15 protein-coding genes and 3 pseudogenes are annotated in these 16,574 nt (G+C 39.2%); 13 read left to right on the top strand and 5 right to left on the bottom strand.

Annotation, left to right across the window (positions count from 1 at the left end):
- The first annotated feature begins 229 nt into the window (after positions 1 to 229).
- From AM629_RS14115 to AM629_RS25140, 10 genes are all read left to right on the top strand, one after another.
- Complete coding sequence (locus AM629_RS14115) at positions 230 to 1,447, top strand: tail fiber protein (RefSeq protein WP_054479922.1); 1,218 nt, start codon at positions 230 to 232, stop codon at positions 1,445 to 1,447.
- 241 nt (positions 1,448 to 1,688) lie between these two features.
- The gene (locus AM629_RS24650) at positions 1,689 to 3,659 is read left to right on the top strand and encodes a contractile injection system tape measure protein (RefSeq protein WP_054479921.1); all 1,971 of its coding nucleotides are present in this window, start codon (positions 1,689 to 1,691) and stop codon (positions 3,657 to 3,659) included.
- A gap of 9 nt (positions 3,660 to 3,668) precedes the next feature.
- Complete coding sequence (locus AM629_RS14105; RefSeq protein ID WP_054479920.1) at positions 3,669 to 5,768, top strand: ATP-binding protein; 2,100 nt, start codon at positions 3,669 to 3,671, stop codon at positions 5,766 to 5,768.
- Between the two features lie 148 nt (positions 5,769 to 5,916).
- Complete coding sequence (locus AM629_RS14100) at positions 5,917 to 6,819, top strand: Pvc16 family protein (protein ID WP_054479919.1); 903 nt, start codon at positions 5,917 to 5,919, stop codon at positions 6,817 to 6,819.
- Between the two features lie 88 nt (positions 6,820 to 6,907).
- Positions 6,908 to 7,894 carry a hypothetical protein gene (locus tag AM629_RS14095; RefSeq protein WP_054479918.1) on the top strand — a complete coding sequence of 329 codons (987 nt, stop codon included), beginning with the start codon at positions 6,908 to 6,910 and terminating at the stop codon, positions 7,892 to 7,894.
- A 483-nt stretch (positions 7,895 to 8,377) separates the two neighbouring features.
- Positions 8,378 to 9,331: a hypothetical protein gene (locus AM629_RS14090; RefSeq protein WP_054479917.1), complete on the top strand. Its 954-nt coding sequence runs from the start codon at positions 8,378 to 8,380 to the stop codon at positions 9,329 to 9,331.
- 687 nt (positions 9,332 to 10,018) lie between these two features.
- Positions 10,019 to 10,648: a tail fiber protein gene (locus AM629_RS14085; RefSeq protein ID WP_054479916.1), complete on the top strand. Its 630-nt coding sequence runs from the start codon at positions 10,019 to 10,021 to the stop codon at positions 10,646 to 10,648.
- Entirely contained in the window at positions 10,648 to 10,803 is a 156-nt protein-coding gene (locus AM629_RS24645; protein ID WP_161804233.1) for a hypothetical protein, read from the top strand. The genes AM629_RS14085 and AM629_RS24645 overlap by 1 nt, the downstream gene beginning before the upstream one ends.
- 62 nt (positions 10,804 to 10,865) lie before the next feature.
- Entirely contained in the window at positions 10,866 to 11,327 is a 462-nt protein-coding gene (locus AM629_RS25145) for a hemopexin repeat-containing protein (RefSeq protein WP_338049392.1), read from the top strand.
- 6 nt (positions 11,328 to 11,333) lie between these two features.
- Positions 11,334 to 11,885 carry a fucose-binding lectin II gene (locus AM629_RS25140; protein WP_338049393.1) on the top strand — a complete coding sequence of 184 codons (552 nt, stop codon included), beginning with the start codon at positions 11,334 to 11,336 and terminating at the stop codon, positions 11,883 to 11,885.
- A 122-nt stretch (positions 11,886 to 12,007) separates the two neighbouring features.
- Here AM629_RS25140 and AM629_RS14075 read toward each other — a convergent pair.
- The 3 genes and pseudogenes from AM629_RS14075 to AM629_RS14065 all read right to left on the bottom strand — a co-directional run.
- Positions 12,008 to 12,238: pseudogene (locus AM629_RS14075) on the bottom strand (ISNCY family transposase); the annotation flags it as partial.
- 53 nt (positions 12,239 to 12,291) lie between these two features.
- Entirely contained in the window at positions 12,292 to 13,206 is a 915-nt protein-coding gene (locus AM629_RS14070; protein WP_054479914.1) for an Rpn family recombination-promoting nuclease/putative transposase, read from the bottom strand.
- A 146-nt stretch (positions 13,207 to 13,352) separates the two neighbouring features.
- A pseudogene (locus tag AM629_RS14065) lies at positions 13,353 to 13,594 on the bottom strand (type II toxin-antitoxin system prevent-host-death family antitoxin).
- A 243-nt stretch (positions 13,595 to 13,837) separates the two neighbouring features.
- Here AM629_RS14065 and AM629_RS14060 point away from each other — a divergent pair.
- Positions 13,838 to 14,458 (top strand): hypothetical protein, encoded by a 621-nt coding sequence (locus AM629_RS14060; protein ID WP_054479913.1) that lies wholly within the window; start codon positions 13,838 to 13,840, stop codon positions 14,456 to 14,458.
- 38 nt (positions 14,459 to 14,496) lie between these two features.
- Here AM629_RS14060 and AM629_RS14055 read toward each other — a convergent pair whose 3' ends face one another.
- The gene (locus tag AM629_RS14055; protein WP_054479912.1) at positions 14,497 to 15,180 is read right to left on the bottom strand and encodes an RES family NAD+ phosphorylase; all 684 of its coding nucleotides are present in this window, start codon (positions 15,178 to 15,180) and stop codon (positions 14,497 to 14,499) included.
- A gap of 295 nt (positions 15,181 to 15,475) precedes the next feature.
- Positions 15,476 to 15,632, bottom strand: a pseudogene (locus tag AM629_RS23495) (transposase); the annotation flags it as partial.
- 162 nt (positions 15,633 to 15,794) lie between these two features.
- Here AM629_RS23495 and AM629_RS14050 point away from each other — a divergent pair.
- Together AM629_RS14050 and AM629_RS14045 are read left to right on the top strand one after the other, a co-directional pair.
- Positions 15,795 to 16,103, top strand: a complete 309-nt coding sequence (locus tag AM629_RS14050) for a type II toxin-antitoxin system RelE/ParE family toxin (protein WP_054479911.1) — start codon at positions 15,795 to 15,797, stop codon at positions 16,101 to 16,103.
- A 93-nt stretch (positions 16,104 to 16,196) separates the two neighbouring features.
- Positions 16,197 to 16,487: a HigA family addiction module antitoxin gene (locus AM629_RS14045; protein WP_054479910.1), complete on the top strand. Its 291-nt coding sequence runs from the start codon at positions 16,197 to 16,199 to the stop codon at positions 16,485 to 16,487.
- Positions 16,488 to 16,574: the final 87 nt, after the last annotated feature.

The raw sequence follows: 16,574 nt of genomic DNA, 5'->3' as shown, positions 1-16,574 counted from the left end.
TATACCCTTCATCTTTCAAGCTGCTGCTTTGTTGGCTGCGTTCACTTACCCCAGTCACATCGTTATCTATGCTCCTGGGGATGCGTTCTCTTGCCGCCGCACTGCAACTTGAAATCTATTGGGTATAAAATAAATATCTCACTGATTCATACCTCAAAACATTTCAACAATTTCGCTATTATTTGAATATATTTTAGTATAATAGCAAACATAATATAAGGTGATAAAAATGGTAAAAAAATATAACCAATATAGTTCAGACGCTAATCTGGAAAGTACGAACATTCAATCAACAGGACCTTCCGTCGGTGATTTGAAAAACCGTTTTAAAGAGGGCAGTATTCCATTACAGACCGATTATGCCGATTTGATTAATATTGCCGATATCGGTCGTAAAGCCTGTGGTCAGGCACCACAACAAAATGGGCCAGGAGCAGGATTAAAACTGGCTGATGACGGTACACTGAATTTAAAAATGGGCACGCTTTCCAGCCAAGACTTTTCTCCATTAATACTCGAAAAAGACATTTTATCTGTAGATCTTGGTATCGGTCTGATTAATAAACCCAATGGAATATGTGTTGGTCAAGGTAATGGTATTATTGTCAATAATGATAATGTCGCGGTCAAGGCAGCTAACGGTATTACCGTTAATAGTAGCGGTGTGGCAATCAAACCCAATAATGGCATCAATGTTGATACTAATGGCGTCTCGGTAAAATCAAAAAATTCCACGATTAAAGTCGAATCTACCGGGATATCGGTAGGAATTGGTTGGGGAGTAAAAATAGGGGGTGAAGGATTAGATATTAAAGCCAGTAATGGGATTAAAGTCGATGGTAATGGTGTTTCAGTCAAAGCCGGTTTCGGTATCACAGTTAATTCAGACGGTGTTAATATTGATGCCAACAAATTACTTTCCAAAGGAATGATTGTGATGTTTTCTGGTAGCAGCGCTCCTAGCGGCTGGGCTTTTTGTGATGGTAACAACGGAACCCCAGACTTAAGAAGCCGTTTTATCATGTGCGGTGAAACTATTTCTGAAACAGGGAAAAGCAGTAGTAAAGCCAGTGGAAGTGGGAGTGGAAAAAACTTTTCCAGAAATACAACATCAACTGCGGTTTCGGTCAATGTTAGCGTGCTAAACACAACATTAACAGAATCACAAATACCCAAGCATAGACACACTGAGAGCCTGCCTTATTATACCACTCAGGGATTCGCATATGATCATACGACTATAGGAGCAACTAACTACAAAATAGATAACTCAGTTAACGGACTTATATGGAAAAGGATATCTGGGCCAGACTATCATCCATACACATCAGATATAGGAGGTGGACAAGGACATAATCATAATGCATCAGCCTCATCGCCTTCACATACTCATAACGTTGATGTCGTTCCGCCTTATTATCTTTTAGCTTTTATTATGAAACTCTAACTTCATCCCACACAGAAAGACTAAGAGCCTATCTCAATAGGCGTAATTGTTGCAGGCCATTCTTATCAATGAACAGTGAACACGGACAGCGCGGAAAAACCGGAGCGTACACGTAGTACGTGAGGATTTTGAGCACTGCCCAGGTTCGCTCTTTATAGCCAAGAAGGGCAAATAAAATAGCCCTATTGGGATAGGTAGTTAAATTATCTAATTTTTTACTCATTACCAAGGATATATTGATATGACTTCGGAGCCAAATCTGTTAAATCGGATTACCATTACTATTGAAGCTAATAATCAACAGGTGGCTAAAAAAGTATTGCATGGCTCCCTGCTTAATCAGGCCAGTATAAATAAATTACTCAATTCATATTTTGATGAATATGATATTTATCAGGATATCGCTTTAGAGAAATTAACGCTGGACCTTGGTGAAATAAGTTCCCATGATTTTAATTCATTATTCCCGGCTCACCTCAAAGTTGCGCTGAATAAAGCGCTCAACCAATATCAGACCAATAACCCTAGGGAAGAAACTCTACTGAATAAACCCACATCCAATAAATTTACCGACAGGACTTATTTATCCAGTGAAAATCATTTAATTGATGCAGAGAATTTCATTCATTTCTTATCTCAAAAAGGTCCGCAATTCAATTCAATGGAGGTCATAACGGATAATAAAAATAGCGACATCAAGATTAAGCCATTAATCAATCAATTAATGCAGATAGAAAACCGATCAGCATTATTATTAGCGAAAAGCTGTTTATCTGAACCGGGTCTACAACGGCTTTTAGCTATCAGACAACCGGCCTTATTAGTCGCCATTAACCGCAGATTATCCGCAAGAATAAACAAACCACAACATCAGGAGGAGCGTGTCTCCTCCGGGCAACTGATACTTAATGCACTGGAATATATACAGCGGCATAATACTCAGGAAATACCTAAACCTGATGCGAAAATCATCTCGCGTATTACCACTGAACTCGATAACGGTGTACTTAACGCGGCACTTGTTATTACATCATTTCGCCAGGCGATAACCCGCAATATTCCATTAAACAAGATTCCATTAAATCGTTGGCTAAAACAACTCTGGCAAACCGTTTCTGTTTCACAGCTTTGCAAAAAGCACCTGCCCGCTGACGAATACCAATATCTATTGGCATGTTTTACGCTAAACCACACGGATAAAAATATATCCGATAAAAAACCAACCATGACTCCCGTTGATATTTCCAATATTCAGGCATACCAACACTTGCCGAAATATTTTACTGCAAACAATGCAGACAAGAATAAATCTGATACAGAATCAACCATGAGCAACATTAATTTTTCAAATGTTCAGCAACATCTGACCAATCAGAAAGTTATCACCCACGATCAGAGAATAGTATCAGCACCCGATAAGACACCTATTATAGGCAATCATTATAACCCACATCAAACTAGCAATAAGTCTCACTCTGGACGGGCTTTATTAACGGATAAAAATACACCTGATAAAAAATCAACCATTACTCCCGTTGATATTGCTAACATTCAGACATACCAACATCAAGCCAATCAACCCATCATCACCGATGATCAAAAAATAGTATCAGCACCCGATAAAACACCGATTACAGGCAATCATTATAACCCACATCAAACTAGCAATAAGCCACACTCTGGGCGGACTTTATTATCGGAACAATCCCTGCCATACCCGATAAATAATGCCGGCATATTAATTCTGTGGCCGATGCTACCCACACTATTTAATCAGCTTGGTCTCCTTGAGAAACAGAAATTTATTCATCGTCAAGCCCAGCTCAATGCTGTTGATTTACTTGACCATCTAATTTGGGGAACCGAAGAAAGACCAGCAGAAAGAAAATTACTGAATTACGTTCTGTGTGGGCTAATAGCCGATAAAGATATTGAATCAATCCCTATCGAACCAGAAAAACAATTGATAGCAGATCAATGGCTGGATGCGGTGACAGGCCAACTTACCGGCTGGAAAAAATTAAGCCGTAATGATGTCCGGCAATTGTTTTTACAACGACCGGGTGAACTATTGGCAAATGAGCAAGAAATTAAAATCACAATACAGCAACAGCCATTTGATGCGCTACTGATCGATTGGCCGTGGCCATTAAATATCGCCAGACTTCCCTGGCTGGATCGCCATTTACGCATCGATTGGCAAAATATTTAGAAGGTTTATATGGATTACCTACCTACCCATAACCACCATATAGTGGCAGAATCACATTGGATTTATCCCCATTTGGAACGTATCGATCTGCGGTTACAGCATTATTATTACCAAAAGAGTGACAAATACGATTCCTTGCCGGAAAGTTTTTTACTTGCCGAAGATGAATTAGATCAGCGCTTGAAAAAACCACTGGGCATTCCCCATTGGCTAACGAAACCGAATGATATTGTTATTCTGCCAGAAACAGAAAAAAGTCCAACTATTGATCCATTGTCAATTGATCCCTTGTCAATATTAGTTGATCGTTTTGAACTGACTGAATTTGAGCGAGATGCCTTACTATTAGGTTTATTACCCCATTTTGACAGCCGCTATCATGCGTTATTTGCTGCTCTGCACGGTAGCAGTAGAAAACAGTGGCCTAATTTTGCTTTAGCAATTAACCTATTCAGCCAACGCCAAAGTGATCGACAATTACTGCAAAACAGTTTCTTACCGCAAACACCATTAATCAATAATCAACTATTACGGCTCAATAATCACGAAGAACCTATTTGGCTACAGACGCAATTTTTAACTCACAACGCGGTCTGGCATTTTCTATCGGGCCAGCAGGTCATTCTACCACCGCTAATAACCTGTGCTTATTGGCATTCTCCTGCCTCACATCGTTGGTATCCTCAAGCCCTTTATCATTCATTCGAAAAAGTATTATTGAATCAAACCGACGAAATACGTCCATTGGTCATACTCAGAGGAAAACAGGACAGCGCCAGAGAATTAGCGGTAAGCCATATTATGGCATCTCATAATATAAGGACTTTAACTCTTGATTTAGCCCGCCTGCCCGACGAAGACAATATAACGGTAATAACTAACTTACTGACGGATGCTGTGCGGGAAGCCCGGTTATATGATGGCTGTTTATTAATTCGCAACTTTTCTTTATTCACAGAGAAAAAGAAAATATTAAATAACGAATTATCCACTTTACTGAATCAACCCAAATTACGCGTGGTTTGTCTGGCAGAACCACAAGACTCATTAATCTGGATTAAACATCTGCCAATGGTACAAATTGATATGCCCGCCGCTACTCTGGCAGACAAAAAAACCATGCTGGCAGCAAGTTTACCGGATAATATCGTTCAAAAAATCAATATCCCTCAATTATGCCAACGTTTTTCATTCACCGCAGAAACATTACCGCTCATTCTTAAAGAAGCACATCAATACCAAATACTCCGACAACCAGCAGGTCAATTGGAAGAAACCGATCTACGTAAAGCATTAAGTCTCCGTGCTCAACAAAATTTCGGTAAATTAGCTCAGCGAATCACCCCCAAACGCCGCTTTTATGATTTAGTCATTTCAGATGCATTAGCACAACAATTAAAAGAAATTATTGCCGCCATTCATTATCGTGACCAAATTCTTAGTGCTGGTTTTCAGGAAAAAATCGGTTATGGTACCGGCATTAGTGCACTATTTTATGGCGAATCCGGGACCGGCAAAACCATGGCTGCCGAAGTGATTGCCGGTCATCTTGGCGTTGATCTGGTTAAAGTCGATCTCTCTAGCGTGGTGAATAAATATATTGGTGAGACGGAAAAAAATATCTCCCGTATTTTCGATCTGGCCGAAGCAGATTCCGGCGTACTATTTTTCGATGAAGCCGATGCCCTATTTGGCAAGCGTAGTGAAACCAAAGACGCCCAAGACAGACACGCTAATATTGAAGTTTCTTACCTATTACAACGACTGGAAAATTATCCGGGATTAGTCATTCTAGCCACCAATAATCGCAGCCATTTAGACAGCGCATTTAATCGTCGTTTTACCTTTATTACTCGCTTTACTTATCCCGACGAAATGTTACGTAAAAAAATGTGGCAAACAATCTGGCCTGAACAATTGAAATTATCTGATGAACTTGATCTTGAACATCTGGTTAAACGCACTGATTTAACCGGTGCTAATATCAGAAATATTGCTTTATTAGCATCCATGTTAGCGAAAAATGATCATTGCGAACAAATCGAAAACAAACATATAGATCGAGCGGTTACTCTCGAATTAAACAAAACTGGCCGGCTAATTTTTTAAAACCTATACCTTATAGATTTCAAGATGCATCGCGGCGGCAAGGGAGCGAATCCCCGGGAGCATAGAGAACTATGTGACCGGGGTGAACGAGCGCAGCCAACAAAGAGGCAACTTGAAAGATGACAGGTATAACAAGATTGGAGTCAACATGACAACGATAATTGCTTCTGACAATGCTATTATTGAAATTAACCAAGCATTAAATACTATTTTATCCCAGTATTTAAATATTAATGGCAATAAAATTGATATCCGCTTTGATCTACCCGAAATTAATTCCATTCAACCGGAACCGACAGTAAGCGTATTTCTTTACAATGTACACGAAGATTTACAATTACGCTCTGCTGAACCAAGACGTTATAATCCAGCAACCCGTTCATTATTACCCGGCTGGGTAAATATCAATTGTAACTATTTAATTACTTACTGGGATGCGAATAAACCATCGAGCGACAGCTCCAGTCCAGACAGTCAACCTAATAATCAAGCCGCACAAGTCATGACACGGGTTTTAAATGCCTTAATAAATAATCGTCAATTAACCGGCATTCCCGGTGCCTATACCCGGGTTATTCCACAACAGGAAAATTTAAATAGTTTGGGTAATTTTTGGCAAGCACTTGGCAATCGCCCACGCCTCTCTTTATTATATTCCATTACCGCACCCATGAAACTCCAAGATATTAAAGAAGATATTACACCAATTAGCCAAATTTCCGCTTCTGTGGATCAGAAGCCAAATTTGGATAATTCACAAATCAATCAAGCTCTGGCAGATAAATTGTGTACCGATTTAGGTGGCACCGAAGATATTCGCCTTGCGCTGGCTAAAGTCAATTTGATCACTGAATTTTCGACAGTCAATAATGAAAGTCTGGAAAATAAAAACGTGATCCTTCATGTTTCAGGCATTACCCATTCAGATTATTTAGCTAAAATAAAGAATATTCTCTCAACCTGGAAAAATAGTCAGAATGCCGTAATTAAGATAAACGGCATAGGTATTATGATTGTTGAAGAAAATGCTGATAAATTAATTGGAATTTAGGATTAGCCTATTGTGATAGGTAAAATGCACTATATCACAATCATTTCCATACATTAAACATTCAATTCCCATACATTAAGGTGATGATATGCCAAACAAAAAATACAGTGAAAATACTCATCAAGGAAAAAATCCTCTAATGAAATCAGAGGCGAATAATGAACATGATCTACAAAATTCCCCATTAGGCATCGGATTGGATTTAAATAGCATGCTGGTAAATCGCTCTACCAGTTTAAGCCAAATCCAGGATTATTCATTTTGGAAAGAAAACATTTCCGAATATTACAAATGGATGGTTGTCGTTGAATCTCATTTAAAACAATTGGACTGGACCTTAAAATCAATGGATTCGCCTGAATCTGCCGGAACTAACGTAGCCAAAAATATGAGCGTTACTGCACTACAATCTCTATTAAATACCGGAAGCAGTATAGCCGGTGGCGCTATTGGAGGAGCCATAGGGAGCGCGATAGCACCGGGTGTTGGCACTATAGCTGGCGCGGGTATTGGCGCATTAGCCGGAACCGGATTAAATTACCTTAATGACACAGCTATTGATAAATTAAGTAAGAAATTTAAAATCGCTCATCCTTATCCTAAAACAAGAAATATGATTTTTGATATCAATAATTACGATAAAAACCCGATCATTAAAGCAATCAAAAAAAACGTCAACAAAGACAACTTAAAAGTCACGGCGGGCAGTTCATTAACATCAAAACTTGTAGGAACAATCACCTCACCAATAAAATTTCCTGCCTATAAACTTGCTGATCTGGCTATATCACATCATAGGGCATTAGAAGGACTCAGCAGTGATAAAGCCAAACATATATTAGATTTCACCAATAGTATCCGTGAAGTTCTTACTGAAAGCCATTCCGATGCCGTCGCATTTATGCGTAAAAATTATGGCGATAATGCAATGGATCTTCCTGGACTTTCTTCTAAAATAAAGGGGGGAAAATTAACCTTGAATACATTAGCAAAGAAAAAAAACAAAATAGAAAATAGAATTAATAGCATCAATAAACAAACATTGAAAGTTTCTTCAATAAGTCGAAATGAATAATTAATCTGTATTAACTCAGATTGACCAATACCACAGAATTAAGCTCGTTAATCCTCTTAACGAGCTTATACCTGTTATCTTTCAAGTTGCCTCTTTGTTGGCTGCACTCACTCACCCCGGTCACCTAGTTATCTATGCTCCCTTGCCGTCGCGATCCATCTTGAAATCTATTGGGTATATTATCATTCTGTTACCAGTAAAAATAATCCCGCCAGCAATTCTGCCCCCTCTTTTACCATTTCCAACAATAAGTTACCTTTAAAATTCACCTAAAGTAAATCTGATAAACAAGCGCTATACAGAAAAATAACAAAAAATTATTTACATAACAAATAAATATTTATTAAAAATAATTATTTTCAATATGTTCATTTGATTTTTTCATGGTAATACTAAAATATCATAAATTCTGTAATATAGAGTTAATTCATACGACTTCTGCCTAATAGATTTCTTACTTCAAACTACCTGATAGGTGAATATATGATAGAACACGAATATAGCAAAGAAGAAGAGCAAAAAAGACAACAATCCAAGCCAAATAATGCGACTCATGATGAAAGTAATCTTCCATTAGAACTAGAGAAGCATTCTAATGCCAGGACATCTGCCACTGCGTATAGCAAATGGTTCACTTATGAAAATGACATGGAGGTGGAACTGACTACAGAAAGAGTAAGAGAGATATTCTCAAATAAACAACCTAAAATTATTATTGCCGGTGATGGACACAGAAGCCCACCATTTCAATATGCAAAGAATATACCTGATGTTAATAGTAGTTTTGATTCTGGAACTCTTCAACTTTATATTGAGGCAACAGATGAGCAGATCAATAAAAATAATTCGGAGTATATACCAAAAGAATTTATGGCAAAACCAGGACTGTTGACGAATAGAAATAGGCGAGCTGGAATTGTTGGATGGGAGAATTCAGAGTTATCTAATACTATGGAAAAAATGCGTGATCTGTTGGATGACTCAACACGTAGGAAGTTAACAAAAGAAGAAATTTCTTCATTTTATGAATTACATGAGACCGCTATTCATCATTTTTTTCGCCCCGAATTTAGTCAGTTACGTAATGAATTTTTCGAAATTATGGCGAAAGTCGTAAGTAACAATGTATTTCTTAAAGCTGGAAGTGACGCGGAATCAAATAAAATCACTAAAGAAATGATAGATTTTATTGCAGTTACATGGCGCGATGAATATATCAATCCAACGTTAGCAGAGAAAATTGCAAAACATGCCGCTGAAAAAGAAAATCATACATTTATTGTCTCTGTAGGGGATGCTCACCTCAGTATTAATCCTATGCAAGAATATTTAAATAAAATGAGGAATAACGGTGAATTCCAACACCAAATTATATTTACCCGAGCTCAAAGCCCCATACTTCCTGATAATGCGAAAGGGGGAAATAAAAACGGATAGATATGTGAAATAGTAAATTGTATACCCTATGGATTTCAAGATGGATTGCGGCGGCAAGGGAGCGAATCCCCGGGAGTATAGATAACTATGTGACCGGGGTGAGTGAGTGCAGCCAACAAAGAAGCAACTTGAAAGATGACGGGTATAAATATTAGACTAACTATGAAACGCTAATAGCATATTATTAATATAAAAACTTGGGAGAATAATTAGGCTTACTCCTTATTATTCTCCTTGCTAAAACATCCATGCATCATTGTTTTACTTTATATATTTAACTTATCGGTAAAACGATAAACATAAAAATAAAACCAATTTATTTATCACAATCAATAAAAACATCTCATTAATTACCCTCGATTTGTCGCGATTAAAACTGAATAGTCTGAAAAACAAATAAAAAACCTGCCAATAAGAGATAATAAGGTCATCAATATTATTAAACTACGATTATCAAAGTCACATTCTATTACTTATAGAAATCAATACTGATTAACAGTCACTATTATTAATTGATGTTGTACCTGAAAATTAATTTTCCATAATTGTTTTGTTTCACAGAAAATTATTTAAATAACTATTATATAATTTTTTAAATATAAACGATAACATCTATAAATCATGTTATTGCGGTAGCTATACCCTTGATGAACAAAACAACCCAATATTATATACAAGGTGATAAAAATGGAAAAAGAATATAACCGGTCCACTTTAGAATCCAATATAGAGAATACCAATACTCTGGATCGCCATGAAATTGGTAAAACGCTTGGTCAGACTGATAATCCACATTCAGCACGAAAACCGGGTGATGACTATACACAGGCAATAAAAATTAACCCTGACGGCGGCTTAAAAGTAGATAAAGATGGACTAAATGTAAAAGCGGGTAATGGTATTAAAGTAGACAGTAGTGGCATCAGTATTGATCCCAATAATGTACTGCCAAAAGGCATGATTATGATGTTCTCCGGTGAGAATGCTCCTACCGGCTGGGCTTTTTGTAATGGTAATAATGGAACCCCAGATTTAAGAAACCGTTTTGTCATGTGTGGTGAAACTCTTGCTGAGACAGGAGAAAGCAATAGTAAAGCCAGTGGGAGTGGTAATGGAAAAAACTTTTCCAAAAATACAACATCAACTGCGGTTTCGGTAAATGTTACTGTGGGAAATACAATATTAACAGAGTCACAAATACCTAGTCATAAACATATTGGAGGTATGGGTTATTTTTCTGGCCATGGAATGATATATGGCTATTTTGCCCCTGGCGGAATAATATTCAGCAAATACGTAATGACTCTGGAACAGTAATGAGTCCTGGCAACCAATCTCGTTACGCATATACATCAAACACAGGAGGAGGAAAAGGACATAACCATCCGGCAACAGCATCGTCCCCTGAACATAATCATAGTGTTGATATTATTCCACCTTATTATTTGCTGGCTTTTATTATGAAACTTTAATTCCGTTGCACCAAAAAGATTTAAATCACCTCTTATTTTCTAATTACAAAGGATATATAACAATGAATATATCTAGTTATTTCTTCCTAAATGAAGAGAACATTAAGTTCAATAATCAATGTTTAAATACATACATGGGTTACCCTCATCCCATCGGTAAAGATTGGCCCAACCTGCCTACCGGGTTCCAAAGATATATTGACGATGTTATTAATTTAAATGGCTTTTTATATTTTTTTAAAGGCTCACTGTATCTTAAATTCGATATCGCGAAAGCACAGGTCGTTGATGGACCAAACTTCATTATAGATGGCTGGCCTGGATTAAAAGGAACAGAACTGGAAAATGGAATAGATGCCGCCATAGAATTGACTACCAACACCGTTTGTTTCTTTAAAGGCAGACATTGTATAGATTACACCATCGATTTACACACAATTAAGACCAGCACTATTTCAGACCGATGGGGAATGACTGGGAAATATGCAAAATTTAGTAGCAATCTGGATGCCATTATTTCATGACCAGATATCGATGGAAATTTTATTTATTTTTTCAAAGGGGATTCTTTTATTCGGTTCGACCCAAATTTGAATGCACTTGATGCCGGGCCAATCATCATCTCCAGCGATAATCAGGGTTGGAGAGGGTTAACCTTCAAAAATATTCAAGCGGCTGTATCGGTCGACACCGATTTATTAGGCAGCAACCGAGACAATAGTGGCGTCTGTAGTGGAACATATGGTACTAATGACACGGGTAAACATTGTTTCCAGTTACCTCAAAGTATTAGATTCGGTTTGGTAGTCTATACTCATGCAGAGACTTTGCAAACTGTAAAAGTATATATTGACGATATTTTGGTAGATACATTAACCGGTAAAGGACAAAATAACCTCATGGCGACTAAATTCTATACATCAGGTACAGGCAAAGTCTGTATTGAGATTGAAGGAAATGGCAAACCATACAAGCTTCGTTATTTTGATAAGATATTGGGAACAGCTATTATCGGTGCTGAAAATGGTACCAATAATAATTACAATGATAGCGTGGTATTTTTAAATTGGCCTCTGGTATAAACTAAAAAACACTTGATTTCGAATAATTATTGCGCCCTCCGTGGCGCTTTTTTTCCTATTCATATGACTACCGTAAAATAAATAGTAGTATTTGGAAGAAATACAGTAATTTTGTCGGACATTTATTCAAGCTCACTCTGGCTCAGACCGGTGGTTTTCATCACTGTTTCACAATCGATTCCGCTGTTCAGCAATGCATGAGCAATTTTTAACGTTGCTTCTTGACGTCCTTCTTGACGTCCTTCTTGACGCCCTTCCTGACGTCCTTCTTGACGTGCTTTATGTTCCAATCTTTGTGCTATTGTCACCAGTACCTCCTCATACCTCGGGGACTGTTCTGCCAGTCGCCGTAAGATCCTCATCTCACACGGATCGTTGAATGCTGATTGAGGACTCTCAAGACGAGTTAGTGGTGTATTTGCTCCAGTTCGTTCTGGCTCAGACCGGTGGTTTTCATCACTGTTTCACAATCGATTCCGCTGTTCAGCAATGCATGAGCAATTTTTAACGTTGCTTCTTGACGTCCTTCCTTACGCCCTTCCTTACGTCCTTCTTGACGTGCTTTATGTTCCAATCTTTGTGCTATTGTCATCAGTACCTCCTCATACCTCGGGGACTGTTCTGCCAGTCGCCGAATAAAACCCTCTGGATCGGCGGTATCTCCCACCTGTAATAAGTAGTTTAGCACGCTTTTTAGCTGTTCATCCGTATAGTAATCATACGTCAGCAGTATAACCAACTCTTGCAGCAGCTCTGCCATATCTCGCTGCCGGATATGCTTTTGCACCATTTCCAGTAGCGCGACCCGTTTGTGCGTCAAGATTTCATCATCCGGGATTACCGTCACATCTACCAGCGGGAATTTATTGGAATAGATTTCCTCCGCCAAGGCCGGATCATCGAAACAGTCGAGCCAATTGGTACTCCAGGGATACGGCTGTATTTTACCGTGATAGAACAACACCGGAATGACCAGCGGCAATTTTTCATGTCCCTGCTCCAGATGCCGTTGCATGGCTGAAATACCGTAGCGCATTAATCGAAATGCCATCATTTTGTCCGGGGAACTTTGGTGCTCGATCACACAATACACATAACCGTCACCCTGAGCCGTTTTCAATGAATACAAAATGTCGGAATAATGTGCCCGCAGATTGTCTTCAATAAACGACCCTGATTCCAACCGCAGTGTATCCAGATCACAAACTGCCCGTAATGTCGCAGGCAAATGTATCTCCAAAAAGTCTCTGGCAGTATCAATATGACTTAAAAACTGTTTAAAAACAGCGTCATGTGGCGTTGGTGTATTTTTTCTTTTCATCGGTGAATGGTAGCATACTTTCTTTTATATTGAAGGAATATTAAGCAAGAAACCAAGAGGACTGAGATGTCTTGAATTTTCTTTGACAAAAACTTTGATCGTATCTCAGATACTTTAATTTCCTTCTTAAGCGAAGTTCAGGTTAGTTACCTTTCCTGCAAATTTCCGCTATTTACCTGCTCCAATGATTTAAGTAAATGTTTTGCATTAGCGGATGAACGTAGTAAATAAGCAGTTTCTTCAAGGCTTGCATATTTTCTGCACTTGAAATAATAACGCAATCACCGCCGTTTTGTCTGGTAATCAATATTGGTGTACAATCCTGAACAACTTGATCCATTATCGAAGCAAGATTTCCCTTTGCAACGCTATATATTGTCTTCCGCATAATATGCCTTTTTCACCGTAGTATAAATATCATACAAAGATTGTATGACAAAATAGTATAATATCAAGCTAAACATCTATTTGCGCCATCCGTGGCGCAATCTCTTTATTCGCACGATCCCTATCCGCCCATAGGTAAAAGTTGATAGCTTTATCTGATTGCAAATTACCTTTGATTTGCACCATGTTACTTGACCAATTTCAGTTGAAAGAATAAAATAATGGTCAAGAAATAGGAGATCTTATGAACACCGCAACCAAACAACGTAATTTGAATGAGCTACAGGTGTTACTGCAAAAACGCTTTGACATAATATTCGGCTCATTGATGCCTGAGTTTGCTGAAAAGGCGAAGGCCAGCAATGCTCTTGTTCTTCCAGATAGCGAACTTTTTGGGCTGCTGTACTCAACCGTGCTTGAAAAGAGTGCCAGGACTCCCGATCGCGAACTCCGCAAACTAAAGCGTCGCGCTGAGAACCTGTCCAATTTTTATAAGGAAATTGAGCGCATGGGTGGCGTGATTAAAGCAGTGGATGTTGCTGATATTCTCGGTATCACGCGTCAAGCCGTTAATTTGCGAGTGAAGGGAAATAAGCTGCTCGCTTTCAAGAAGAATAGTGATCATGTCTTCCCGCTCTTTCAATTCAAAGAGGGAGGACTGTTACCTCACTTTGAAAACGTCATGAAAGCAATGAGCAATGATATCGGGCCTATTTCCAGAATATCGTTTTTGACTACCCCCTTGAGCGACAAAAACGGTAAAGGGAAAACCCCTATCGAGATCATGAAAGAAGATAGCAGCATTGATGATGTTTCAAAAATGCTTCGTGCAGCGAAACAGATGGGCGAACAGATCGCCAGTTAAAAGCGTGTCCTTTCGAAAAGGACACGCCTGGCACAAACTTAAAGCGGGACAACCTTGAATCGGAGCACGTCTTCGAGCAGTTCTTCAGCCGTGATGCTAGAGTATTTCCAGTTCAATGGCATGTATTCTGAATCGTAGTATTCCGAGAGATTCTTCATTCCTACATCTTCAAACCTTTCTTCATCCGATTCCCAGACTGCATAGCAGAAATCAGTGGAAGGAAAATGCCTCGATAAGTAACAAACACCGTCAAACTTATCTCTGGCGAGCTTGTAGAGGCACGCAATTACTCTCTGTGTCACTGTGTAGTCATCTCCGACTGAGACGTCTAACGTAATATGCAGCATTCCCAGAAGTTTCCCCACATCGACAAAAACGAGTGGCCGGAGTGGGCGAATCAGACACATTCGTGAGTTTTCAATAACAGACTCCTCAACAAATTTCCGCCCATCTTTATGTATCAGGCGCCCAAAACTTTCAGCAAGCGCTGAAACGGCCTTGTCTGCCATGTAGCAAACACCAAAAGTATCATCCGGAGCATTATATCGACCGTCACCAGTGGAGAAATTTATAGCCGATGGCCATTCTTTCCTCTGCCAGCGTTTTAAGTCCCCATTACCAGGTAAATGCGTCGGTAATGAATCATCTTCAAAGATTGCCGTAATTTCTTGATCTAAATTTGGATAGTCAAACTTTGAAAGAGAAGTCTCCTTTGTTTGCATTGTGAGGTACCCCCATAAATAAGTTTCGCCATAGGCTTCTCCTTAATGTTTTTTTGAAATGGTGCCGTGTGCTTGCCCACTGACACCGCTATGCCGTGATTGGCACCACAATTATACGACGATTAAAGTGGTTTTAAATTGATTGATTTTTTGGGGTTTATTAGACCACTACATTTCTCGTATTAATAATACCGAATCTAATAAGCAAAAAATAACGGTACAATTTTTCAAGCTAAATATCTATTGCGCCATCCATTTTCCTCATTAACCCGGTTTAATCCCCCACCAAGGCGTTATTATTGTGGCAATACAATGGGGAGACTAATTCGCGGATAAATAAATTCGAAATCAATGGCGGCATCGACTTGACGGACCAAATGATTTTTAGGAACCAACTCGTCAAGCGAGTGCGTTTCTGGCGGGAAAGTCTGGAGAGGGGGTGTTCTTAACATAGTGGCAAGCCCCGTTTAGTGAACGGAACTGAATTAAAACAAAGTACCGGATAAAAAAACAGCACTTTGTCAATAATCTGATATTATTTTATCAAAAAAATGTTGTCGTGCAATGCGCGACACGTGTTATGCTGTCTATCGTAACGCAACAGGACGCAAACAATGATTAAAAGTTGGAAGCATAAAGGGTTACGAAAGTATTACGAGAAGGGAACCACGGCGGGAATTGTTGCCCACCATGCTAACAGGCTAGACCTGCTGTTAAACGCATTAGATTTAGCAAGCTGCCTGAATGATTTGAGTTTACCGAGTTTTCAACTCCACCCACTTACAGGAGATCGAAAGGGTATTTGGGCGGTAAGCGTATCGGGTAACTGGAGGTTAACTTTCGAATTTAACGATGGTGATGTTTATACCTATGGATTTCAAGATGCATCGCGACGGCAAAGGAGCGAATCCCCGGGAGCATAGAGAACTATGTGACCGGGGTGAGTGAGTGCAGCCAACAAAGAGGCAACTTGAAAGATAACGGGTATATATACTGAACTACGAGGACTATCATGAATGACTAAACGTATGCCACCCCATCCGGGGCGCTATATCTCTGACGAGATGGAGCACTTAAATATTAGTCTTAGAGCGCTTGCGCGTGCGCTGGATGTCTCACCGTCAACTATTGGGCGTGTTGTTGAAGGTAGCGCGGCAGTAACGCCAGGAATGGCGGTTCGTTTAGCCAGCGTGATCGGCAGTACGCCGGAAATGTGGCTGAGACTCCAGGAAGCGTATAGCTTGGCACAAGTTAAACAGGAAATAGATTTAACTCGTCTAACTCCCCTGTTTACACCAACACCTTAACATGGCGGCAAACTCCGTCTGGTGAACGGAGCTGAATTAAAACAGGGTGCTGGATGAAAATCAATAATCTGTTGCGCCATCCGTGGC

The sequence above is a fragment of the Photorhabdus heterorhabditis genome (genome assembly GCF_001280945.1).
GTDB lineage: Bacteria > Pseudomonadota > Gammaproteobacteria > Enterobacterales > Enterobacteriaceae > Photorhabdus > Photorhabdus heterorhabditis.
The sequence above is the reverse complement of the archived record's forward strand: the minus strand, read 5'-3'. Positions and strand labels throughout refer to the sequence as shown.

Excerpts from the sequence above, each read along its gene's own strand:
- AM629_RS14085 (WP_054479916.1), top strand. The coding sequence starts at position 10,019 with ATGGAAAAAGAATATAACCGGTCCACTTTAGAATCCAATATAGAGAAT.
- AM629_RS14060 (WP_054479913.1), top strand. The coding sequence starts at position 13,838 with ATGAACACCGCAACCAAACAACGTAATTTGAATGAGCTACAGGTGTTA.
- AM629_RS25145 (WP_338049392.1), top strand. The coding sequence starts at position 10,866 with ATGAATATATCTAGTTATTTCTTCCTAAATGAAGAGAACATTAAGTTC.
- AM629_RS14090 (WP_054479917.1), top strand. The coding sequence starts at position 8,378 with ATGATAGAACACGAATATAGCAAAGAAGAAGAGCAAAAAAGACAACAA.
- AM629_RS14105 (WP_054479920.1), top strand. The coding sequence starts at position 3,669 with ATGGATTACCTACCTACCCATAACCACCATATAGTGGCAGAATCACAT.
- AM629_RS14055 (WP_054479912.1), bottom strand. The coding sequence starts at position 15,180 with ATGCAAACAAAGGAGACTTCTCTTTCAAAGTTTGACTATCCAAATTTA.
- AM629_RS14100 (WP_054479919.1), top strand. The coding sequence starts at position 5,917 with ATGACAACGATAATTGCTTCTGACAATGCTATTATTGAAATTAACCAA.
- AM629_RS14050 (WP_054479911.1), top strand. The coding sequence starts at position 15,795 with ATGATTAAAAGTTGGAAGCATAAAGGGTTACGAAAGTATTACGAGAAG.
- AM629_RS24645 (WP_161804233.1), top strand. The coding sequence starts at position 10,648 with ATGAGTCCTGGCAACCAATCTCGTTACGCATATACATCAAACACAGGA.
- AM629_RS14115 (WP_054479922.1), top strand. The coding sequence starts at position 230 with ATGGTAAAAAAATATAACCAATATAGTTCAGACGCTAATCTGGAAAGT.
- AM629_RS14095 (WP_054479918.1), top strand. The coding sequence starts at position 6,908 with ATGCCAAACAAAAAATACAGTGAAAATACTCATCAAGGAAAAAATCCT.
- AM629_RS14070 (WP_054479914.1), bottom strand. The coding sequence starts at position 13,206 with ATGAAAAGAAAAAATACACCAACGCCACATGACGCTGTTTTTAAACAG.
- AM629_RS14045 (WP_054479910.1), top strand. The coding sequence starts at position 16,197 with ATGACTAAACGTATGCCACCCCATCCGGGGCGCTATATCTCTGACGAG.
- AM629_RS24650 (WP_054479921.1), top strand. The coding sequence starts at position 1,689 with ATGACTTCGGAGCCAAATCTGTTAAATCGGATTACCATTACTATTGAA.